The sequence below is a fragment of the Leptolyngbya sp. KIOST-1 genome, from assembly GCF_000763385.1.
GTDB lineage: Bacteria > Cyanobacteriota > Cyanobacteriia > Phormidesmidales > Phormidesmidaceae > Nodosilinea.
Genome location: NZ_JQFA01000004.1, coordinates 1,954,726 through 1,976,347, shown reverse-complemented (window position 1 = coordinate 1,976,347; position 21,622 = coordinate 1,954,726). Strand labels below are relative to the sequence as shown.

General features: G+C 62.0%; 21 protein-coding genes. 6 read left to right on the top strand and 15 right to left on the bottom strand.

Annotated features, from left to right (window positions below; translation table 11 throughout):
• The first annotated feature begins 7 nt into the window (after positions 1–7).
• Positions 8–919: a branched-chain amino acid transaminase gene (locus NF78_RS25655; protein WP_035992906.1), complete on the top strand. Its 912-nt coding sequence runs from the start codon at positions 8–10 to the stop codon at positions 917–919.
• Positions 920–981: 62 nt separating this feature from the next.
• On the opposite strand, the gene NF78_RS25650 is transcribed toward NF78_RS25655, so the two are convergent.
• The 4 genes from NF78_RS25650 to NF78_RS25635 form a co-directional block, all read right to left on the bottom strand.
• Positions 982–2,259 (bottom strand): phospholipase D-like domain-containing protein, encoded by a 1,278-nt coding sequence (locus NF78_RS25650; protein ID WP_035994139.1) that lies wholly within the window; start codon positions 2,257–2,259, stop codon positions 982–984.
• Positions 2,260–2,413: 154 nt separating this feature from the next.
• Entirely contained in the window at positions 2,414–3,709 is a 1,296-nt protein-coding gene (gene codB, locus NF78_RS25645) for a cytosine permease (protein WP_035992904.1), read from the bottom strand.
• A 188-nt stretch (positions 3,710–3,897) separates the two neighbouring features.
• A complete protein-coding gene (locus NF78_RS25640) occupies positions 3,898–4,596 on the bottom strand; it encodes a PspA/IM30 family protein (RefSeq protein ID WP_035992902.1) in 699 nt (232 codons plus the stop codon).
• Positions 4,597–4,739: 143 nt separating this feature from the next.
• Complete coding sequence (locus NF78_RS25635; RefSeq protein ID WP_156119970.1) at positions 4,740–6,167, bottom strand: SPOR domain-containing protein; 1,428 nt, start codon at positions 6,165–6,167, stop codon at positions 4,740–4,742.
• Between the two features lie 130 nt (positions 6,168–6,297).
• Between NF78_RS25635 and NF78_RS25630 the strand changes: the two genes are divergently transcribed.
• Entirely contained in the window at positions 6,298–8,628 is a 2,331-nt protein-coding gene (locus NF78_RS25630; protein ID WP_035992897.1) for a ComEC/Rec2 family competence protein, read from the top strand.
• Positions 8,629–8,730: 102 nt separating this feature from the next.
• Here the strand turns inward: NF78_RS25630 and NF78_RS25625 are convergent, their stop codons facing one another.
• From NF78_RS25625 to gndA, 6 genes are all read right to left on the bottom strand, one after another.
• Positions 8,731–9,219, bottom strand: a complete 489-nt coding sequence (locus NF78_RS25625) for a hypothetical protein (RefSeq protein ID WP_035992894.1) — start codon at positions 9,217–9,219, stop codon at positions 8,731–8,733.
• A gap of 202 nt (positions 9,220–9,421) precedes the next feature.
• Entirely contained in the window at positions 9,422–9,799 is a 378-nt protein-coding gene (locus NF78_RS25620) for a hypothetical protein (protein WP_035992891.1), read from the bottom strand.
• 40 nt (positions 9,800–9,839) lie between these two features.
• Complete coding sequence (locus tag NF78_RS25615) at positions 9,840–10,175, bottom strand: hypothetical protein (protein ID WP_156119969.1); 336 nt, start codon at positions 10,173–10,175, stop codon at positions 9,840–9,842.
• Between the two features lie 88 nt (positions 10,176–10,263).
• Positions 10,264–10,623, bottom strand: a complete 360-nt coding sequence (locus NF78_RS25610) for a hypothetical protein (protein WP_035992885.1) — start codon at positions 10,621–10,623, stop codon at positions 10,264–10,266.
• 436 nt (positions 10,624–11,059) lie between these two features.
• Positions 11,060–11,479, bottom strand: a complete 420-nt coding sequence (locus NF78_RS28640; RefSeq protein WP_052050956.1) for a hypothetical protein — start codon at positions 11,477–11,479, stop codon at positions 11,060–11,062.
• Between the two features lie 574 nt (positions 11,480–12,053).
• On the bottom strand, positions 12,054–13,478 hold the full coding sequence (gndA, locus tag NF78_RS25600) for an NADP-dependent phosphogluconate dehydrogenase (RefSeq protein ID WP_035992882.1): 1,425 nt from the start codon (positions 13,476–13,478) through the stop codon (positions 12,054–12,056).
• Positions 13,479–14,067: 589 nt separating this feature from the next.
• Here gndA and NF78_RS25595 point away from each other — a divergent pair.
• Complete coding sequence (locus tag NF78_RS25595) at positions 14,068–14,454, top strand: hypothetical protein (protein WP_156119968.1); 387 nt, start codon at positions 14,068–14,070, stop codon at positions 14,452–14,454.
• A 100-nt stretch (positions 14,455–14,554) separates the two neighbouring features.
• Here NF78_RS25595 and cutA read toward each other — a convergent pair whose 3' ends face one another.
• Both cutA and NF78_RS25585 read right to left on the bottom strand, forming a co-directional pair.
• A complete protein-coding gene (gene cutA, locus NF78_RS25590) occupies positions 14,555–14,887 on the bottom strand; it encodes a divalent-cation tolerance protein CutA (protein WP_035992878.1) in 333 nt (110 codons plus the stop codon).
• The gene (locus NF78_RS25585) at positions 14,887–15,879 is read right to left on the bottom strand and encodes a pentapeptide repeat-containing protein (RefSeq protein WP_263970697.1); all 993 of its coding nucleotides are present in this window, start codon (positions 15,877–15,879) and stop codon (positions 14,887–14,889) included. The genes cutA and NF78_RS25585 overlap by 1 nt, the downstream gene beginning before the upstream one ends.
• Positions 15,880–16,143: 264 nt before the next feature.
• On the opposite strand from NF78_RS25585, the gene NF78_RS25580 reads away from it, so the two are divergent.
• Positions 16,144–16,806 (top strand): DUF2834 domain-containing protein, encoded by a 663-nt coding sequence (locus tag NF78_RS25580; protein WP_035992872.1) that lies wholly within the window; start codon positions 16,144–16,146, stop codon positions 16,804–16,806.
• 13 nt (positions 16,807–16,819) lie between these two features.
• Here the strand turns inward: NF78_RS25580 and NF78_RS25575 are convergent, their stop codons facing one another.
• Positions 16,820–17,500: a hypothetical protein gene (locus NF78_RS25575; protein ID WP_035992868.1), complete on the bottom strand. Its 681-nt coding sequence runs from the start codon at positions 17,498–17,500 to the stop codon at positions 16,820–16,822.
• Between the two features lie 131 nt (positions 17,501–17,631).
• Between NF78_RS25575 and NF78_RS25570 the strand changes: the two genes are divergently transcribed.
• Both NF78_RS25570 and NF78_RS25565 read left to right on the top strand, forming a co-directional pair.
• Positions 17,632–19,065 (top strand): MFS transporter, encoded by a 1,434-nt coding sequence (locus tag NF78_RS25570; RefSeq protein ID WP_035992866.1) that lies wholly within the window; start codon positions 17,632–17,634, stop codon positions 19,063–19,065.
• A gap of 169 nt (positions 19,066–19,234) precedes the next feature.
• Positions 19,235–19,843 (top strand): fasciclin domain-containing protein, encoded by a 609-nt coding sequence (locus NF78_RS25565; RefSeq protein ID WP_035992863.1) that lies wholly within the window; start codon positions 19,235–19,237, stop codon positions 19,841–19,843.
• A gap of 299 nt (positions 19,844–20,142) precedes the next feature.
• Here NF78_RS25565 and plsY read toward each other — a convergent pair whose 3' ends face one another.
• A complete protein-coding gene (gene plsY, locus NF78_RS25560) occupies positions 20,143–20,799 on the bottom strand; it encodes a glycerol-3-phosphate 1-O-acyltransferase PlsY (protein WP_035992860.1) in 657 nt (218 codons plus the stop codon).
• 153 nt (positions 20,800–20,952) lie between these two features.
• Positions 20,953–21,261, bottom strand: a complete 309-nt coding sequence (locus NF78_RS25555) for a hypothetical protein (RefSeq protein WP_035992858.1) — start codon at positions 21,259–21,261, stop codon at positions 20,953–20,955.
• Positions 21,262–21,622 lie beyond the last annotated feature (361 nt).

The following is a 21,622-nucleotide window of genomic DNA, read 5'->3' as shown; positions in this document are numbered from 1 at the left end:
CGTAGCCATGCACAACTTTTTACCCGTCGCCTACTTTGAAGGCCAGTTCTGCAACTTTGAAGACGCCAAGCTCTCCGTTGCCACCCACGCGCTGCACTACGGCACCGGGGCCTTTGGTGGGTTGCGGGGCATTCCCGATCCGGCGGGGGGCAAGCGCGTGCTGCTGTTTCGCCTCGATCGCCACTGCCAGCGGCTCAGCACCAGCGCCCGGCTGCTCAACTACGACCTGCCCGCCGACAAAATCCAGGCGGTGATCACCGACTTTGTGCGCAAAAATCGGCCCGACACCTCCTTCTACATTCGCCCCTTTGTCTACACCTCCGACCTGGGCATTTCCCCGCGGCTGCACAGCGTCGAAAAGAGCTTTTTTGTCTACGGCCTAGAGCTGGGTGACTACCTGTCGCCCGAGGGGGTCACCTGTCGGTTTAGCTCCTGGTACCGCCAGGAGGACCGCAGCCTGCCCCTGCGCGGCAAAATCAGCGGGGCCTACATCACCTCCTCGCTGGCCAAAACCGAAGCCGTGGAGTCGGGCTTTGACGAATCAATTCTGATGAACTCCCAGGGCAAGGTCAGCGAGGCCTCGGGCATGAATGTGTTTATCGTTCGCAACGGCAGGCTGATTACCCCTGGCTACGAGCAGGACATCCTCGAAGGCATTACCCGCGACAGCATTATCACCCTGGCCCGCGACCTGGGCATTGAGACGATCGAGCGCCCGGTGGATAAGTCGGAGCTGCTGATTGCCGACGAGGTATTTCTCAGCGGCACGGCGGCCAAGATCACCCCGGTTCGCAAGGTGGAGTCCTACACCCTACCCACCCATCGTCCCCTTACCGATCGCCTGCGCGACCAGCTCACCGCCATCACCGAGGGCCGCAGCGAAACCTACAAAGACTGGGTGTTTGCGATCGATCTGTAGGGCGCGGGATCAACAGGCGACCGATCCCGTCACTATCGGGTTGACTAGGCACCCGACGCTACCTACAGCAGATGTCTAAACAGCAGCGCCGTCTTTCCCTTGACTTTCTGGAGGCCAGGACGGTTCTGCCACTCGGCGTAGGTAAGGCACCAGCTGTGCTCCAGGGCCTGGAGGAAGAACTGCTCGACTTTTTGGGCCAGTTCGGGGTAGCAGCCCGAAATATTCAGTTCGTCGTTGTGGAAGTAGCTGCGGGGGTCCAGGTTGGCGCTGCCGGTGCTGGCCCAGTCGTGGTCCACCAGCACAAACTTGGCGTGCATCATGCTGGGCTGGTGCTCGTAGATTTTAATCCCGGCCTTAAGCAGGGGGCCGTACAACTCGCGGCTGGCCAGGTGCACCATTTTTTTGTCGGTGGCGGCTCCCATGGTGAGAATCCGCACATCCACCCCTCGCTGGCTGGCGCGGATCAGGCAGCGGGCGGTGTCGTCGTCGGGTACCAGGTAGGGGCTGCCAATCCACAGGCGCTTTCGGGCCGCCAGAATGTGGAGCTGCATCAGCAGGCGCATGGACGATTCGTTGAGGGTGGAGGTGTTGTCAGTGATGTAAAGCGGCACAGACCCGTGCTGCTGCACGGAATGCAAACCCTCTCTGAGGTCGATACACCCGCCCGCGCAGGACCAGTTTTGCAAAAATTTGCCCTGGAGCAGGCTCACCACTTCCCCTTCGTAGGCCACCTCAAAGTCGAGCCAGGGAGCCCTGTCGTGCTCAAAGGCAACCCCGTCCCAGAAGTCGGACACCCCAGCGCCACCCATATAGACTCGCTGCCCGTCGATAATCAGCAGCTTGCGGTGCGATCGCGAGTTGTACTCCAGCGGGGCGCGCCAGTCGAGGGGCCGAAAAAACTGAATGTCAACGCCGATATTTCTCAGCCGCTGCCAGTATTTCTGCGGCATGGCCTTGGTGCCCTGGTGGTCGAGCAAGAGCTGCACTGTCACTCCGGCCAGGGCGCGATCGGTAATCACCTCCGCAAATTCGTTGGCTCGACGGCCCGGCGTCATAAAGTAGGTTTCGTACTGAATCAGGTGGTCGGCCCTGGCCATGGCGGCGTTGCGGGCGGCGTAGACATCCTCAACGCTGGGCCAAAAGCCGATCAGTCGTCCGGTGGTGTCGGCGGAGTTGGCCAACCCTTCCAAACAGAGGGCAAAGCAGGGGTCGTCTAAGGTGGGTACGTTTTCAAGGGTGCAGGTCGATGGCTTGCCGAAGCTGCCGCTGAGGTATCCATAGCTGACCAGCACTAGCACCAGCAGCCCAAGGCCAGCCGCTAACCACCACAGCCAGGCCACAGGGGGAGGCTCTCCATCAGATACAGGGGCTTCGCATGGGGTGGGCATTAAGGGTTACCGCAACAACATAACTAAGCTCTTAGCACAGTCATTGGCTGCTTGTATCTCTACCCAGGGGAACAGCCCTGCTAGCTGTAGACCCCGCCGCCATTGCCTAGACCGCCGATCGCGATGTGGGCAGCACCCGGCTCAGCACCACGTAGAGCACCAGCGCCGCCACAATTCCGTTGATGGGCACGATGCCCCAACCGGCCTGGCCAGTGATGTAGGCAATTGCCGAGGCCACCACGTAGGCCACCACCCCGGCCCAGTTAAACGCAGGCTGCGGCTCAGCCAGGGCCGGAAACTGCCCCCGCCGATAAATCCAGTAGTCGGCCATGATAATGCCGCCAATGGGTGGAATAAAGGTGCCCAGCAAAATCAGGTACTGCACCAGCCCTTCGTAGATGCCGCCCCAGGCCATAAACAGTGCGATCGTCGCTCCGCCCAGCACAAACAGGGTACGGCGACTGCTGCGAAACATATTGGCCCCGGCGATGGAGAAGGCATAAATCGTGTTGTCCTGGGTGGTCCACATGTTGAGCAGGAACAGCACCAGACCGCCCACCAGCAGCCCCTGCTGGGCCATCACCTGCACAATGTCGGGCTCGCCATAGACCTTGGCGCAAAACGCCCCTGAAAAGATCAAAAACCCGTTGCCCAAAAAGAAAGCAATCAGCGTGGCGATAAAGCCCGCCTGGCCACTGCGGGCGAACCGGCTCCAGTTGGTGGCCTGGGTGCCGCCCGAGACAAAGGTGCCGACAATGATGGTAATTGCCGCCCCCAGGGGCAGCGGATCGGCGATCGCGGCGGCCTGGAGACCGGCAAAGCCCCCCACATCCCGACTGGCCACCGATAGACTGAGCACCATCAGCAGCACCATGGCGGGCACCGCCAGCCGACTCAGCCAGTCCATGGCTTTGTAGCCAAAATAAGCGGTCGAGCAAAAGGCGTAGGTAAAGAACAGAATGATCAGCCAGTTCAGCGACTCCGGCACCCCGGCCAGGGTGTTGAGCAGCTGGGCCATCAGGGCTGAACCCCAGGCATACCAGCCAATCTGCGTAAAGCCCAGAATAAAGTCCACCCAGCGCGAGCCCACATTGCCAAAGCTAAATCGCGCCATCAGCACCGTGGTTAATCCGGTTTCGCCCGCGATGTAGCCCAGCAGGGCGGCGTAGAGACCCAAAATCAGGTTGCCAACCACGATCAGCGCCACCAGGTTGGGCCAAAACTGAAACGAGGGACCCACCAACCCGCCGGCAAACAGGGTACCGGAGTAGAGGGTAAAGCCAGCCAAAATGGGGGCGAGGGAGACCAGCGATCGCCGCGCCGCCACGGGCACTGGACTCAGGGGATAGTCTTCTGCACCCCGGCTGGGGCTACCAATGGGAGATTCGGTTGTGGATGCCATGGCACACCAATTGCTCAATGCCTTTCACTGTAAGGATAGGGCAAAGGGCAAAAAGTGCTTTAAAAAACATCTCCCCACAGAACCATGGCAAAAGCCAAATCTCTAGAGCCTGGTTCAGATCTGGGCTGTCCTGGGTATTGGGGTGCGAGTTACTTTAAGCTTTGCAGGTTGAATTCTGCATAGCGGTATCAGGTCGAGGGCGGCAGACTGTCGGGGGCAGGCCCCTGACCCGCCAGCCGGTTCTTCATCGCCTCCAGCTCACTGTCTACGGTGGATGAACCGCCTTCTAAGGCGGCAAACTGACGCTCTAGGGGGTCGCCGCTGAGTTCCTCCAGCGCTTCGGCCTTGGACTCCATTTCCACCACCCGCTGCTCCATGCGCTCAAAGGCTGCGATCGAGCCGCCCGTGCCTGTCTGGCCCAGCATTTCCTGAATGCGCTGGGAGGCCTCGGCGGAGCGGGCGCGGGCAATGTACAGGTCTTTTTTGGTGCGGGCGTCGGCAATTTTGGCTTCCAGCCGTCGCATATTCTCCTTCAGGCTAGTGACCACGTCGCGCTGCTGGTCGAGCTGGGCGTCCATCGCCTGGGCCGATTGCAGGTAGGTTTGACGACGGGTGAGGGCCTGGCGGGCCAGGTCTTCTTCGCCCTTCTGAATCGCCAGCTCGGCCCGGTTGTACCATTCCTGGGCTGTGGATTTGGCCTGGGCGCTCTGGCGTTCGGTACGCTTCTGGGTGGCGATCGCCTGGGCCACGGCCTGACGCAGCTGAATCAGGTTGGCCTGCATATCGGCCATCGCTTGCTCCAGCACCTTTTCGGGATCTTCGGCCTGACTGACGGCGCTGCTGAGGTTAGCCCGCAATACCCGCCTTACCCGCTCAAACAGCCCCATCGATCGTTCTCCAACGAGAGTAATCTGCTACAGCATAACAGGCGGGTAGGGGGTGGTGGGGGGAAGGGTGAGAGGGTGAGAGGTAGGGGGGAAACTTTCTTAACTCCTACTCCCTCACGTCTTTGCCCCACCACTTCCCCTGGCTAGGGTGAGATCACCTGGGCCGGAATTCCCTGGCTTTCTAGCTGCTGCACTAGGTTGCGGGCCGAGGACTCCTGGGAGAAGGCCCCGAGTTGAATGCGGGTGCCGCTGGAGAAATTTCGCACGTAGGCGTCTCCGACGACTCCCCGCGCCGACTCCAGCGAGGCGGCTCCGCTGTAGTCGGTGACCACGTAGTAGCTGGGACTGGCCGGGGGTGGCGCCTGGGTAATGGGAGCCGGGGGCGCAACGGCGGGGGGTGCCGCTGGACTGAGTGAGGCTGGGGCGCGATCGCGGGCCAGGGGTTGGGGCGGCTGAACATTGGCCGCCGGGGGGGCCACCTGCGGGGCTGCCGGGGGAGTGGCGGGGGCTGCCGGAGCGGTCGGCGCGGCCTGCACAGTGGCAGGCCGCGCCGTGGCAGGCTGCACAGTAGCGGGCTGCGAGGTGGCGGGCTGCGAGGTGGCGGCGGGGCGGGGCGGATTGACAATTTCAGCCCGCAAAACCGCAGAGTTGGTCCTGCCTCCGGCGGGGGTCAAAACCCCAGGGCGAGGGGTGACAGGGCTGCGATCGCCCTCTAGGGCCTCCTCTGACGCAAGGTCTGGGGCAGCGGTGGCTTCCATCGGCGGCATCGACTGGGGCCGCGCGGTCGGGGTGTTAGTCGAGGGCAGGGTGCTGATGTCGCTGAGGCCCAGCGAGGAGAATTCTTTGCCGGACAGGTCTGGCCCAAGGGGTCTAAAGCCGGTCTCGCCCCGGCTGGACAGGCCCTCGGCGTCGGGGGCATCGGCCAGGTCGGGGGTGGAGATACCCCTGAGGCGGCGGGCGATGGGGCTGTTGCTCAGGTGGCTGACGGCCTCGGGGGAGGTGACCAGATAGCCAAAACCAGCACTTCCCACCAGCAGCAGCAGCAGGGCCCCCATGCCCAGGGGCGACATCAGCTGTTGCAGCAGCGTGGGAGGATAGTCTTCCTCCTCCTGGTCGGGCTGGGTGCGGCGGGGCCGACTGCCCAGCAGCGCCGCGGTGCTCTCCAGATACTCCTCGGGAGCCGGGCGATAGGTGGTCAGGGTGCCGCCATGGCTGAGCCGCACCTGGTTGACGGTGGTTTTGGGCGGCGGGGTCTGGCCGTTGGCTGCCGCTGGCTGCCCCAGCAGCGCTTGCAGCCGGGCGTTGGGCGGCGGCGGCGGTGGGGTGGCCGGTGCGGCGGCGGCAGACTTAACGGTGATTAGATCGATCGGTTTGCGGTTGGGGCGTAGCTGCAGTCGGGCCGGAGTAGGCACGCTGGCCCCCTGCCCGGAGCGATGCTGGCGATACCGATGTAGTTCGTCATCCAGGTTGAGGGCGAGGCTCTCGATCGCCCGCCGCAGGCGCAAGTTTGACTCACCTGAGGGGGCAAAACTCTCAGGCCTGGTGGATAGACCGGAGGGCAGTGGCGACATAGTTATCATCTCCCTGGATGTAGCACTGACTAATACTACTGATTTCTGCAAAGTTGGCAACTAGAAAGTTGGGGCAGGGCCGCAATCGGGCTTTCTAAGGCTATCGGGTGCATGTAGAAGCGAAAAAATCATGAACAATCTGGCAGGGGTGCTGGGCGCGATCGCCTACGGGGTGGGGCTGCTGTGGGTGAGCCTGTGGGTGCGTCACCTGGGGATGAGCCCTGGGGCAGGGATGGCGATCGCAGGAATCAGTGCGATCGGGGTGGCCGGGGCGGCGGCCCTGGGGGTGTCGCCGCGCTGGTATCGGGGCCCAACGGCGGCTCAGTGGTTGCTCGCGGGGGCGATCGCGCTGTTGGCCGCCCTCAACTACGGCCTCCGCTACCCGGCCCCCGGCCCCCTCGACATCAGCCACCTGCTGAACCAGGCCGATGCCGCCGGAGCGCAGCAAATCGTTTGGGGCCAGGTGCAGGAGCTGCCTCGCCTCGCCCGCAGCGGTCGGGGCCAGCTGTGGCTGAGGGTTGACCAGGTGCGGCGTCTAGACGCCCAAAACAATCCCCTCAGCGCCCCCAGCCTGCGCCAGGGCAGGCTCTACGTCACAGTGCCCGCCGACCAGATTGAGGCCCTGTACCCGGGGCAGCGGGTGCAGGTGCGGGGCAAACTCTACGCCCCGGCCCTGGCCAAAAACCCCAACGCCTTTGACTTTCGCCAGTACCTGGCCAGCCAGCGCTGCTTTGCCGGGTTCGTCGGCGCAGCCGTAAAGCCCGAACCGGGCCAGACGCCGCCGCCCTTTGCCCTGTGGCGGGTGCGGCAGCGGATTGCCCGCGCCCATGAGCAGGGGCTGGGCACCCCTGCCGGGCCGCTGGTCAGCGCTATGGCCCTGGGCCGCCGGGCGGTGACGGTGCCCTATGACCTTCAGGATGCGTTTATTCAGGCGGGCATGGCCCACACGCTGGCGGCCAGCGGCTTCCATGTGTCGCTGGTGCTGGGGGTGGTGCTGGCGATCGCGGGGCAGCGGGCCGTGGCCGATCGACTGGCCAACCCGGGGCGGGCCAAGCTAATCGCAGGTACGGTGACCCTGGCGGTTTACGTGCTGATTACCGGCGGGCAGCCCAGCGTGCTGCGGGCGGCGGTGATGGGGTTTGGGGCGCTGGTGGGCCTGGCCCTGGAGCGCAGCGTCAAACCCCTGGGCTGCCTGCTGGTGGCGGTCACCCTGCTGCTGCTGGTCAACCCCGGCTGGATCGACGACATTGGTTTTCGCCTCAGCGTGATGGCCACCCTGGGGCTGATGGTGGCGGCCAAGCCCATCGCCCAGCGGCTGGAGTGGCTGCCGACCACCCTGGCGGCGATCGCGGCGGTACCCCTGGCCGCCTATCTGTGGACGATTCCGCTGTCGCTCTACTACTTCAACACCCTCACCACCTACAGCATTCTGCTGAATATGGTGGCCACACCGCTGGTGATGGTGATCAGCCTGGGGGGCATGGTCAGCGGCCTGGGGGCGGTGGTGTGGCCGGAGCTGGGCAGCCTGATCGCCTGGCCCCTGGGGCTGCCCACCCACCTGCTGATTGCCCTGGTGCGCTGGGAGGTGGGCCTGCCCGGCAGCGCCCTGGCCACCGGCCACATTTCCCTGGGCCAGATGTTTGGGCTCTACGGGCTCTACGGTTTGTGGGGCTGGGGGCTGGGAATTTGGCCAGCGGCGCGGCGGCGCGGCCTGGTGGCGCTGCTGATTGGCCTGGTGGCTTTGGGGCCGCTGCTGTACCGGGGGGCAACGCTCTCGCAGGTTACGGTGCTGGCGGCGGGGCAGGATGCGGTGATGGTGGTGCAGACCAGGGGCAGCGCAATGGTTGTCAACAGCGGCACCGACAAAACGGCGTTCTACACTGTGGTGCCCTTTCTGCGGCAGGCGGGCATCAATCGGCTGTCCAGCGCTATCCACGGCGACGACAGCGACGGAGAAAACTGGCGCACCATTGCCGCTAAGGCCCCCATTCGCAAGTTCTACGGGGCCAGTTCGGCCCTTGCCGCTGCCCCCACTGGAGGACAGTTCCAACTGCTCAGTGCTGGCCAAACCCAGGCGGTCGATCGCCAGCAGGTGCAGTACCTCCAGGCGGGGGAGCGGGGGCTGCGGCTGACGCTGCTGGGCCACCAGAGCTGGCTGCTGTTCCCGGACATTGGCGATCGCGATCGGCAGCGGGCCTGGGTGCAGGCCCAGCCGGAGATCCGTAGCCAGGTGCTGTGGTGGAACGGGGCGGCCCTGGACGAGGCGGTGATTGCGGCGGTGGCACCGGCGGTGGCGATCGCCTCTGCCCGAGCGATCGACCCCGACACCGAAACTCGGCTGTTGCAGCGGGGCATTCAGGTCTTCTGCACCGAGCGCGATGGCGCGATCAGCTGGACCCGGCACCGGGGCTACCGGGCCTACCTGGCCACGCCCCGGCACCCCACCGCCGGGCTCGACTAACCCTTTACGGCATGAATTAGTTCCCACACCCGACACCCGACACCCAACACCCGACACCTAGACCAGGCATGCCCAATTGCACTCAGCCCCTTCCCCTCTCCCCTACTGCACCAGTAAATTGAGCTGGTAGTTGATCCGCCCGGTGCCGCCGGTCTGCTGCTGCACCACCGTGTTGGGGCCGTTGAAGGCGATCGAGACCGAGGCGGAGGCGGGGGAGTAGCTGCCCACGATGGTGATGCGGGTGATCGCCTCGTTCAGGTGGGGGCTGATGTCAATAAATTCTGAGTTGTTGTTCAACGGAACGCGGGTGTGGCCGTCGATTTCGATGTAGCCCTGCAGACTGGCCCCGCCGGGCACACTGACCGACAGCAGATGGGGGTCGTCCAGGTGGGCGCGATCGAGACTGATGGTGTTGGTTTGACGCTGGTACGAGTCCATAACATCCCTGGCGCTGGCTCTAGATAAGATGGCGCCGAGGGTCTGATAGGTTCCCTCGAACGCGGCATTGCCGTTGGCGGAGGAAGGCCCCACCACGGCGGTAACCGCTACCAAAATTAAGAGCGCAACCCCAAGGGCCGACGGATGCTGCATGACGATGACATCTCCAGGAAAAGGGGGTGGCTACACCAGGCTTCTAGCGCTGGCTAGAAGAATTGAGCTAGGTTAGCACAGTTGCTCAATTCAGGCATGGCCGCCGCTGTCGTTGGCCTGGGCAGGGGACGTACCAAACGCCCCCTGCCCAAGTCAGGCTTACACGACACCACTTGAGGTCGATAGGTTCCCTTTTCAGGGGCTATCGCCGCAGCCGCTCAGCCGGGTTGTAGACATCGACCTGGACTTCGACCGGGACGACTACGGTTGGCCCAGTAGTAGGCCCAATGGTGCCCGTCCGCTCGGAGCCACGCAGCTGGTGGCGACTCTGGCGGGTCTGGCGCACCTCCCCGGTGCCCCCCACCTGAATTTGGCGGCTGGTGCTGACGCTGGTATTGCCCACGCAGGGACCAGCGGCATCGATGGCGACGTCGTTGACCTGTTCTGCGGGTTTTGAGCCGCCGTGAATGGCGGCCTGAATCGCCACGTCGGCAACTACGCACTGGGCGGATGCTCCAGGGGCAAACGACACTAGGGCTCCGGTGCACAGGAGCCCCAGCAGGTACTGAGGTTTGATCATAGTTACGGCACCTATATTGGGTTCGAATATGGCCCCAGGGCTACTGGCACACCTGAGTGGTGCTGCGGTTTTCGCTGTAGACCACATTGCCGCCGGGGGTAGACCGGGTGGCGGAGGAACTGTGCGATCGCGCGGTACAGCCCGGTACGAAGTTGGCTCTGGGCAGCGGCAGGGGGGCACTGGTCTGGGGCGCGATCGCCGGACGGACCAGGTTCAGGGGCTGCTCGGCCAGGGTCCGAATGTAGACCTGCCCGCCGTTGCCCACCTGAAGCTGCACCCGGTCGGTGGTGATCGACACCGAGCTGGCCAGAGCGGCAGGGGCCAGGCCGACCAGGGCGATCGCCCCCGCCAGAGCGACCTTTAAAGTTGGAATCATCATGGTTGTCTCCTTGCAGTGGCAAGAGGGTGGTTGGTGGGGCCGCAGCCCAGCCCAGCGCTAGGCCCAGCGACGGCCCCCGAGGGGGTTACTTGCGAATGTCGATGCGGGCCCCGCCGCGGCCGTGGCCCCGACCGCGGTTTTCGGGACGGCTGTCGCGAATGATGTTGACCTGGTTGCTCTCCTGGTAAGCGGCGTTGTCGTCGCCCACCACGGTGCCGGTCTGGTAAATGTCTTGCACAATGCCCGTGCTTTGGCGGCTGTTGGAGCCCCGGGTTTCAATCCGGTTGACCTGCTGGCTGCGCTGAACGGTCGCGTTGCCATCCCCTTGGATGTAAATGTCCTGGGTGCCCTGCTGCACCACAGCGGTATCAGCGCTGGCGGGCATGGCCACAAAGCCCAGCGCGGCAAAACCCAGTAGACCCAGAGTAGAGATGTGCTTCAGCATTGAAACGTCCTCAACAATACTAAGTGTGCAAATGAGTAAACGCGTGAATTCAACGATTAGGAATTGACCAAATAAGCAATTTTTTGCGCTAATCAGGCCGCATTCAATTTCATCGAATCACACCCTCTATGACCCGTGAAATTACCCAAAGGTTCCGGAAATAAAAAACAAAGTTGCAGAGATTTTTGATCGCTAAAAAATTCCCAAAGGCGCAAAAACCTCTGGGAATCAAACATAATTAATTCCGGGATAATGAGTTATTAGGTTGACCTTAAGCCTGCTTGAGGTTCAGGCAAAATGCACCCGAATGAATCGGAATCCTGGCTGAATTCATTCAATCAAATTGACGATCGCGCCAGCGATCTGTAAGCGTACTTAGCGGTTGGGGAATTGCCAGCCAAAGCTAGCTATCCCCCAACCGTTGGGTAGGCGCGGTTTAGTCGTCGTCGCGATCGCGGCCCTGACCTCGCCCCTGGCCTCGGCCATTGCCCCGCTTGTCGTCATCATTGCTGGGGCGAACGCCCTGGCCCCGCCCCGGCACCTGCCGCTGCTGGTTGATCTGGTTGGTTTCCTGGTAGACACTGTTGCCGTTGCCGTCGATGGTGACGGTCTGGTAACTGTCCTGCACGGTCCCCTGTACGGTGCCACGGCGATCGTTGTTACCCAGCCCTCGGCCCAGGCCCGGATGGCTAATATTGACTTGATTAATAACCTGAATTACCTGGTTGTTGCTGCCATCAATAGTTGCCGACTGTGTGCCAGTTTGCTGAGTGGCTGTGTTGGCAAAAACAGGTAATGCCAGGGTGCTGATAGCCGCAGCTCCTAATAAACTAAATGCTCCATGTCGCTGTTTCATTGTGGTGTAAATCCATAGCAAACGAGTCACTTTAATAGACCCTTTCCGCCGTGTTGGATGTTCCAAATGTTACATGAAGCTTGGGTAAAGCTAATTATTTCCACTGTAAAATTGCTGATATTTTAGGGGCGATGTGGTGAAAAAGGTCCGCCGATGTGCGTGGATTCAGGCATCGTCGATGCCCGATCGTCGCTCTTGCAGCCAGGTCAGGCTCACTGGAGCATCCTTTTGCCCCCAGGCGATCGGTACAGTACCTATCGCAGTGCGTATGCCCTGCACCCTGCGGCAGGGGATAGATAGTACAGCGTCAAAGCTAAAAATTAGGGTTCCCGCAGGTTAGGTAAAGCGGAGCGTACCCAACGGCAGTCAGCCTGGTTGGGTTCTGCTAGCGCGCCACCCAACCTACAAAATTAGGTTTGACAGCACATTAGGCAGCATCTCGCATTAGTCACGGCACAGCGCACGAGCAATCCAGACTCGACCGCCGCTCACGCAAAAAACCGCCGCTCCGGATGGGAGCGGCGGCAGCGGTTGTGGTGAGGTGAAACAGCAGGTCAGCTCCAGCCGCCGACCGCTAAACCCGGGCCGGGGCCTTGGTCCATTCGGTGTGGAAGGTACCCTCCTTGTCCACCCGCACGTAGGTGTGGGCACCAAAGTAGTCGCGCTGGGCCTGGGTCAGGTTCTGGGGCAGGCGATCGCGGCGGTAGCTGTCAAAGTAGTCCAGCGAAGCGCTAAAGGCTGGCACCGGAATACCAAAGGTCGCCGCCATTGCTACCACCTCGCGCCAGGCCGACTGGCGATCGAGAATCGTCTGCTTAAACTCCGGGGCCAGCAGCAGGTTCGGCAGGCTGGGGTTTTCGTCGTAGGCGTGCTTGATCTTATTCAGGAACCCGGCCCGAATAATACAGCCCCCCTTCCAGATCCGAGCCGTTTCGCCCAGGTTGACGTCGTACTCGTAGTGCTTGGAGGCCGCGCCAATCAGCGCCATCCCCTGGGCGTAGGAGCAAATTTTGGAGCAGTAGAGGGCATCGCGGATTTTGTTCACCATGGCTTTGACATCGCCATCAAAGCTGGCCGTGGGGCCATCGAGCTGCTTGGAGGCCGCCACCCGCTCCTCTTTGATCGACGACATAATCCGCGCATTCACCGCTGCCGTGATGGTGGGAATGCCCACCCCCAGCTCCAGGGCGCTCATCACTGTCCAGCGCCCGGTGCCTTTTTGGCCGGCCGCATCCATGATTAGCTCCACCAGAGGCTTGTTGGTGTCGCTGTCGATATTGGTGAAAATATCGGCGGTGATTTCAATCAAGAACGAGTTGAGCTCATCGGTGAGGTTCCACTCGCTGAATACCTCAAACAGCCGGTTGTGGTCGAGACCCAGAACGTTTTTCATCAGGTCGTAGGCCTCGGCAATCAGCTGCATATCGCCGTACTCAATGCCGTTGTGCACCATTTTGACGTAGTGGCCCGCCCCGCGAGGGCCAATGTAGGTGACGCAGGGGCCGTCATCCACCTGGGCGGCAATTTTCTTTACGATTGGCTCGATGGAGTCGTAGGCGGCGCGGGTGCCGCCCGGCATCAGGCTGGGGCCAAGCAGGGCTCCCTCCTCGCCACCGCTCACGCCCATGCCAATAAACCGCAGGCCGGTGGATTCCAGATCCTTGGTGCGGCGCTCCGTGTCTTCGTAGAGGGAGTTGCCGCCGTCCATAATCATGTCGCCGTCGTCCAGCAGTGGGCGCAGCTGATCGATCACCGCATCCACCGGAGCCCCCGCCTTCACCATCACCAGAATGCGACGGGGACGCTCCAGGGACTGGACAAATTCTTCGAGGCTGTAGGTCGCCTTGACGTTTTTGCCCTGGGCGCGCTTTTCCATAAAGCGCTCGGTCACCGCAGCGGTGCGGTTGTACACGGCCACCGGAAAGCCCTTGCTCTCAACGTTGAGGGCCAGGTTCTCGCCCATGACGGCGAGGCCAATTACACCAAAACTCTGTGCCATATCAATCTCTCGGTAACGGTTCGTTCGACGGTCGGAAACGGGGTTTCGCGGAAGTATTCGGGTGGGGTGGCTTAATAGAACATTAATGAAATGTCGCAGGCACCAAATCTGTCACGGGCATCAAATTCTGTCACGGGCATCAAATCTGTCAACAGACTAAACAACTTTTTCCAAATGGCCATGCACCCAAAGGTTTTCTTTAGGTGTACTGCTCAAAAGCCAGAGTTCTCTGACGTAAGGCGGCTTTACAGCAAAGTCCATTCGGGCAAAGCACGCTACGGTGATCCCCCCCTGTCCCCCTGATCAAGGGGGGTACAGCGTGGAACCCAGACAGATCGGGAGTGGGGGGATCTAGAAGTCAGCAAATATATACCTCATCCTAAAGACTGAGAGGCTGCTGGCTCCGGAAGCGGAACTAGCCCAGGGACCAAGGGCTGAGGTGCTGCGAGCGCTCCACTCTCTGATCTGTCTTGAGATAGAGACTCGATTGGGTCGGTCAGTTTTCGTCACATTTTGTAGCCTCTGAAGCTGCGGGAAGAAACGAGTGCCGCAACAATAGCCGTACGTTGTTGCGTTCTCCCATTTGGTTATGCATCTCCTTCCTCGTTCTGCCCTGGTGGCCTCGGTGGCAACAGCTGGTCTGCTGGCTGTGTCTGCTGTGCCTGGCAATGGGGCACTGGCCTGTCCGTTCTCTAAGCTGAGCGCGCCTCCGGTGACCACCTCCGGCGATGGGCCGGGGGGCTGGTGGGCCTCTTCTCCAGACAATCAGACGCTGGGAGCGGCGCTGGGTGGTTTGGGGGCGATCGCGGCCCTGCTAACCGGTGGCACCGTGCTGGTGCGCCAGCGGCGATTGGCTGCCGCCAACGCCGCCCTGGAGGCAGAGGCTGAAGCCGGCCCGGCGATCGAGACCGAAACCGTTTTGGTGTCGGAGCCTGCTGAGATTGAGAGTGAGGTGGCTCTGGCCTACCGCCGATAGATCGACTGACCTGTGGTTAAAAATCTCCTTGAGTAGCTGAAGCAGGCTGGCCATTGGTCAGCCTTTTTTTTGATTATTTTTTTCTTTCAATTCACGCGCCCTAAACCTGGGCCTGGAGCCAGCTCAGGTAGGCCGGTAGGCCCGCCACAATCGGCAGGGCAACGATCTCGGGCACCTCGTAGCTGTGGTGCGCGGCGATCGCCTGGCTGAGTGCTTCAAACTGGCTGAGGTCGGTTTTGACCATGAGCTGCCACTCGGTGTCCCGCTGCACCTCACCCTGCCAGCGGTAGAGCGATCGCACCGGAAACACGCTGACGCAGGCGGCCAGCCGGGTCTCTACCAGGTGATGGGCTAGGCGATCGGCCTCAGCTTCGGAGCCCGCGGTGATCAGGACAATCCCCGGCGATGGGAGCGATGGCTCGGGTGCTGCCATTACTGCTGGGGAATGCGATCGACAAACTGCGACTGATTTAGCGTGTCGCGGGCGGGTCGGTGGGTCCAGCGGGTTTCCCCCTGGACGGTGTCGTAGAGGTAGGCGCGGGCCTCAGCGGGCAGCACCGACTCGGTAAACTCAGTGCCGACCACCACCGCCGCCTTGAGGGATGCTTCGCCCAGGTGGGCGCGGGTGAGGTCGGCCCGCGACAGGTCCACCCCGTCCAAAATCCCGTTCCACAGCACGGCCCCAGTCAGGTCAGAGCCGCTGAGGTTGGCCCCCACCAGGCTAATGCCGCGCATGGTGGTGTGGGTCAGGTTGGCGGAACTCAGGTTGGCGTGGTCGAGGTTAGCGCCGTTCAGCTTGGCCTCCTTGAGGTTGACCCCGGCCAAATTCATGCCGCGCAGGTCCAACCCGTTGAGCCAGGCTCCCTCCAGGTTGGTTGCATCCATGCAGGTGCGCTCCAGGTCAGCCCCACTGAGGCGCGCTCCGCTCAGGTGGGCCCAGGACAGGTTGGCCCCGCTCAGGTTAGCCCCCCGCAGGTTGGCCCCGCTCAGGTTAGCGCCGCAGAGGTTGGCCCCCCGCAGGTCGGCCTGGCGCAGGTTAGCATGGCACAGGTCAGCCCCGCTGAGCTTGGCCCGGCGCAGGTCAGCCCGCACCAAAAAAGCTCCGCGCAGGTTGGCCTTGGTCAGGTCGGCCTGCACCAGGCGAGTTTCGCTCATTTTGGCGAAGCTCAGGTTGGCCCAGTTGAGGTCGGCGTGGTCGAGATTCGCCTGGGTCAAAAATGACCGGCTGAAGTCGGCCCCCCTGAGGCTGGCACGACTGAGGTCTACATCGACCAGGATGTGATGGCTGAAGTCGGCACCGGTCAGGCTAATGCCCGTGAAGTCGCGGTAACCGGCCTCGTATAGCTCCAGAAAGTACTGAATATGCATAGTGCTGCGGTGGTGAGCCAGAGAACTGGCTGACTCACGGGGGGCAATTAAAGACACGGTAGGTTCCCTAGTCAGGGCATCAGACGTAAAACGGTATCAAAAGCGACTCCAAAACTTAGATTTATGAGTGAGGTTAACGCTTCTTTAAGAAAGGGTTGGAAACATAAGGTTACAGTTCAAAATGTGTTTAATTATTTTTTAACAATTGCCGCTTTTGAGGGCTAAAGGGCTTGGATTAAAGCTTATTGGCTTTTTCTCAGCCTGGGTGCCTTCGTTGCTTTTGTTTGATAATTTGGTGAGAAACTTAGCACTTGACTGGATATGTATCGATCGATTTTTTGGGGCCTTTGGCTGGGGTTTGTTCTGTACGCCTTTATACTGGCGCCGCCCAATCGCCCGGACACCGCCGATTTGATTCTTCGCCTCTCCACGGGTGACTGGCAGGGCATCAACCCGATCGTTATAGCGCTATTTAACGCCATGGGAATCTGGCCGATGGTCTACGCCGCCCTGGCCCTGGTCGATGGTGCTGGACAAAAGCTGCGCGCCTGGCCCTTTGTCGGCGCATCGTTTGCGGTGGGAGCCTTTGCGCTGCTGCCCTACCTGGCGCTACGTCAGCCCAATTCAGGTTCTATCGACGCCAAAAGCTCGCTGCTGCGGCTGCTGGAGTCGCGCTGGCTGGGGGCGGTGCTGGGGGCTGGGGCGATCGCCCTGGCTGCCTTTGCATTACTTAACGGAGACTGGACCGATTTTTGGCAGCAGTGGCAGACCAGCCGCTTTATCCACGTCATGTCGCTGGATTTTTGCGCCCTGTGGCTGTTGTTCCCTGTGCTGCTGCGCGATGACATGGCTCGGCGGGGGATGACTCAGGGCTGGATGGCGGCGGCAATGCTGGCCCTGCCGCTGGTGGGTGCCTGTCTCTATCTCACCCTGAGGCCGCCGCTGGCAGAGGGCTCGGAGGCGGAGGGAGTGGCGGTCAGCTAACCCTCTGACAGCCCTAGGGCATTGCCCCAGCCGGTTCACCCATGGGGTCGTCCGTGAGTACCGTCAGCGATTCGGCCAGGGCCACGGCCTCCTCGGGGGTAACGTCCTGGCAGTTCTGCAAATTCTCAAACAGATCGCCAATATAGGTGGCTCCCACCAGCCGGTAGGCACCGGAGTCGCCGATCAACCAGTCGGTGAACAGGTTGGATTCGGGAAACTGGGCGCTGAGGTTGGGGTCGGTGAAGGGGCCATAGTTGAGGCCGTACCCCTGGTCGCCAAACAACGGTGGCTGAATGGGACGCCGGCTGGCGGTGGCGGGCATATCGCCAATGCCGCTGGCGGCAAACTCGACGGCAAAGCACTGGCTGGCTTCGTTCTGGTAGACCACCAGGTAGCCGGGGCCGGGGTCGCCCTGCTCTACCCGAATTTCGACAATGGAAAACGAGGGAGGCACCTCTCCTGGCACCACCACCTCCACCCCCAGGCTGCTGAGCTGGCCAGTCTGGGTGGGAGACATCTGGGCCAGGAAGGCTCCCGCTGGCGGTGGCGGCGGGCCGTCGGTGCCAGCGGCCTCGAGCGGGGCTGAAGGGCTGGCGGACGGTGAGCCAGCCGGGCCCGAACCCAGGCCGTCGCAGGCGGATAGCCCAGCGGCCAGCAGCAGTACTGAGGTGGCGATCGCCAGCTTGATGGTCATGGTGGGTGGGGTACTCTGAGCGGGGCCGAACCCATCTTATCGCGGTGCCCGCGCCTGCCCGCGCTGTCCCGCCCAGGCCGCCCATCGGGGGTGAACCTGTGGGATGATGGGCCCTATCATCCTGGAGCCCGATGCCGTTGTCTAAGCTGCCGCCTCTGCCTGTTTCGGTCAAAGTGTTCTACGGTGTGGGCGAACTGGCGGCGGCGGTCCCGGCCAGTCTGTCGGCGTTTTTTGTGCTGTATTTTTTTACCACCGTGGCGGGGTTGAGCCCGGCCCTGGCGGGGGCGGTGCTGCTATTTGGCCGGGTGTGGGATGCGATTAACGATCCGCTGATTGGCTGGCTGAGCGATCGCACCCGGTCGCCCCTGGGCCGCCGCTACCCCTGGATGCTGGGGGGCGTACTGCCGCTGGTGATCTCGTCGGTGCTGCTGTGGACAGTGCCGCCCTTTCCCGGCCAGTGGGGAGTGTTTGGCTACTATATTGCGCTGTCGATCGTCGCTTTTGCGGCCTTTACGGCGGTGCAGCTGCCCTACACGGCCCTGGCCGCCGAACTGGCCGACGACTACGACGAGCGCACCGACCTGATCGGCATGAAGTCGGCGTTTAGCATCGGCGGCAGCATTGTAGCTCTGCTGATGGCCCAGGTGGTGTTTGGCCGGGTGGCTGACCCGGCCCGCCAGTACTTTGTGCTGGGGGTGCTGTCGGCCAGCCTGGCGGTGGTGATGGTGGGCCTCTGTGTGGCGGGTACCTACCGCCGCTACTGGCAGGTGCAGCGGGGTCGTCCCCGGCTGGCCGCCACCGACCAGCCGCCCGCCCTGCTGCCCCAGCTGCGCAGCGTGTTTGGCAACAGCGCCTTTCGGCAAATTTTGGGACTCTACCTCTGCGGCTGGATGAGCGTGCAAGTGACCGCCGCCATGCTGCCCTACTTTGTCGCCGCCTGGATGGGGCTGCCCGCCACCCACTTTGCCCAGATGGCGCTGGCGGTGCAGGGGACTGCGATCGCCATGCTCTGGGGCTGGGACTGGGTGGCCAAGCGCACCGGCAAGCGCACGGTGTTTTTGCTGGGGGCCCCGCTGGCGGCGATCGCCCTGGGGGGTTTGGCCACGGTGCAGCCGGGGCAGGTGGGGTGGATGTATACCCTGGGAATTTTGGCGGGGGTGGGGGTGGCGACTCTGTACATGGTGCCCTTTGCTATGCTGCCCGATGTGATTGACCTCGATGAACTCAACACCGGCCTGCGGCGGGAAGGGCTTTACTTCAGCGCCCTGGTGTTTTTGCAAAAGCTGGGGCTGGCCCTGGCGCTGTTTATCTCCGGCCAAATTTTGAGCTGGACGGGGTATGTGGCCAGTGCCGAGGTGCAGCCAGCGGCCGCGCTGAATGCCATTCGGCTGCTGATTGGCCCGCTGCCCGCCCTGCTGCTGGGGGTGGGGCTGTGGTTCTGCTACCGCTACCCGATTACCCGCGATCGCCACCAGCAGATTTTGCTGGCGCTCACGGTTCAGCGCCAGCAGCACCTGGCTCCTGAAGCCCCTGCTTCTACCGACCCATCCTTTGGGGAACCTTGACGGACCCACCTCGGTCCTGAGAACAATATCTCGAAACCCTGGGGAACCGGCAGTTCTACCCTAGGGAAGAGGAAAGCCCTGCAACACATTGTTACGTTGTCTTAAGCGTTTTTAAGGCGCTGACTTCGCCTGCAAGGTTTAATACGTTTCGAGTGTAAGGACTTTTGCTATGACCACGAACCGTTTTTCCCAGCCCAAGCGCTGGCTGGTTGGCTTCGCAAGCGTTGGCGCAGCGGCGCTGCTAGCGGCCTGCGGCCCCGACACCACAACCCCCACCGCAGTGGAAACTGCGCCCACTGAGGACCCCGCCGCGACTGGGACAACCGGTACCGAGGCTCCCACCGCCATGGGTGAGAACACCGTGGCCGATGTGGCGGCTACCTCGGACGAATTTAGCATTCTGGCCCAGGCGGTTGAGGCGGCTGGCCTGACCGAAGCCCTGTCTACCGGTGGTCCCATCACCCTGTTTGCGCCCACCAACGAAGCCTTTGAGGCCCTGCCCGATGGTGCCCTAGACGAGCTGCTGCTGCCCGAAAACCAGGATCTGCTGCGCCAGGTGCTGACCTATCACGTGGTCCAGGATGAGGTGGCTGCGGCCGATATCACCACCGAGGAAGTGCCCACGGCAGCGGGCTCTACCCTGTCATTACAAGTGGATGACGCCACTGGTGAAGTCATGGTCAACGACGCCATGGTGGTTCAGCCTGACATTCAGGCCAGCAACGGCATCATCCACGGCATTGACCAGGTGATGCTGCCCCCCGATCTGGCTATCTAGATGGGGCTTTGGGGGGGCCTGGACGCACCTGGTGCCTCCCCTGGACCTTTTTCATCTCCCGACTCCTGCCAATTCCCCAGAGCTGAGGCTCCGGGGTTTTTTGTCGCAGTGGAAATAGTATGGTTTATGGCGTTGCTGAATGCAGGTATGATACGCCCCTCAGCCCCCCAATTCTGGGGGGAGTCGAACTCTCAAAGTCCCCCATAATTGGGGGGCTTTGGGGGCGATGAAAGGATGTCAAGTTTACAGACTGATTATTTAGCTTGGCTCGCTTGCTTAGTGGTTTTCGGCTAGGTGCTCTAGGAGCCGGGGTTAGAGGGGTGTTGCCCCAGGCGGGGTTCGGTGCCAGCCAGCAGGCGCTCGATATTGCCCCGGTGGCGCAGAATCACGTAGGTTGCCCCCAGGGCTCCCAAGATCACGTAGGGCAGGGGCTGGCCGGTGACCACCATCAGCACCGCCGCCGCCATCGCCGCCGCGATCGACCCCAGCGACACAATCCGGCTGAGGGCCAGGGTGAGGCCAAAGGCGATCGCGGTTCCGAGGGCCACCGGCCAGGCCAGGCCCAGCAACACGCCCAGCCCCGAGGCCGCCGACTTACCGCCGGTAAAGTTAATCCACACCGATTTGCTGTGGCCCACCAGGGCCAGCAGACCAGCCAGCATGGCGATCCAGGCCTGCCCCTGGGCGGCTGAGGTTCCCCCTGCCCCCAAAGCGACCAGCTGGGGCCAGAGGGCGTTGACCAGCAGCACGGCCAGCAGCCCCTTGAGCAGATCGATGATCAGGACCGCGATCGCGGCCCCTTTGCCCACCGTTCTCAGCACGTTGGTGGCCCCGGTGCCCCCGGAGCCGTACTGTCGAATGTCAATGCCTTTCACCCAGCGGGCCACCAGATAGCCCGTGGGAATTGATCCCAGTAGGTAAGCTGCCGCTAGCAGCCCAATTGCTAATCCCGCCAACGCCCTGTGTCCTTATGCGTAAAAGTTGTGCGCTTTGCCACTATCAGTCTAGAAGGATTGTGGTACCAGTTTGGGCCAGCGTTTAGCAATCCTTATTCAAGTCACTATTCAGGTTGAAAGGGTTCAGGTTGAAAGGCCCTGAACCTGGGCCAGCTAGGGGAGGTCTGGCTTGGCTACCCCATCGCTGGCGGCACAGAGGCGCTCTATCACCTGCTCGGCGGTGATCAACCGCTTGAGCACGACCTGCCCAATCGGCTCGGTGGTGGTGATCTCGGGCTTGACCTCGACCATCAGCACGCTTTCTTCGACCTGGTACAGCCAGAGCGTTTCGCCCTGCTCCTGAATCGACAGGTTGAGCCGAACCATGTGGGGCTTGCGCTGCCAGCCCAGCTCATTCCACAGGCCACCAAACTCCCACACCCGGCCCGTCACCCAACCGTCCGAAAGAAAAAAGTACTTCACCGCTCACTCTGCCACACCGGTTATCAATGGCATTATGCACTGTGATGAACGATTGACCGCAGTCCTGCCCGATTAAATTGCCATGGCGATTAGAGTCTGAATACCGATCCCCAAATGCGAAAGCCTGGCCTATTCCCCTTAGCTGGACAGAGGGCTAGAGCTTAGCGTTCTGGCCGTACCGGAGCGATCGCCACCGGCTGAGGCCTGAACCTGGAAAAAAATTGGGCAACTGTCCGGACGGTCGAGCTGGTCAGCGTATTAAGGAAAGGTAGATGCACCCTGATTGTTAAGCCCTGGGATACCTGGAGGGATCTCAGGGCTTTTTTTGGCCATTTTTCGGCTTGCAGCACCAGAAGGCTCC